This is a genomic window from Campylobacter sp. 2018MI13, assembly GCF_018501135.1.
Lineage (GTDB): Bacteria > Campylobacterota > Campylobacteria > Campylobacterales > Campylobacteraceae > Campylobacter_E.
Genome location: NZ_JAHCZC010000195.1, coordinates 1 through 508 on the forward strand (window position 1 = coordinate 1; position 508 = coordinate 508).

Annotated in this window: 1 protein-coding gene; it reads left to right on the top strand. The window is 45.9% G+C overall.

All coding sequences use genetic code 11. The features are described from left to right. Positions 1 to 23: 23 nt before the first annotated feature. A partial coding sequence (locus KJQ99_RS09610; protein WP_250325699.1) for an AEC family transporter occupies positions 24 to 508 on the top strand: 485 nt, incomplete at its 3' end.

The window sequence follows — 508 nt, forward strand, 5'->3', positions numbered from 1 at the left end:
CTAAGGATCTGACCAATTGCCTGTTGTACATAATTTCGCCGTGCCTGATCGTCAACGCGTATCTCGTCGGCTTTTCCATGAAAAGGCTGATTGCATTCTTTCAGGCAATCCTGGCAGTCACGCTGGTCTATAGCGTCAGCATCATCGTTTCTCACCTGATAATCAACAAAAAATTTTTCAAAGACCAGGAAACGCGCTCAGTGCTGCTTTATGGTTCGGCCTATTCAAATGCAGGGTTTATGGGCATCCCGCTCGTTTCTGCAATTCTTGGCGAAAGCGCGGTCTTTTTTTCAGTGCCTTACCTTGTTGTTTGCAACTTTTTCATGTGGACGCACGGAGTTGCTTTATTTTCAATCGAACACAAGCTTTCCTTGCGTCTCGTAGTCTTGGATGCTTTGAAAAATCCCAACGTCATTGGCGCATTTATCGGTTTTGTCATCTTCGTTTCAGGCATCAAACTGCACCAACTCGGTTTGACGCCGATCAAGTCAATCGTTTCGGTCAGCAC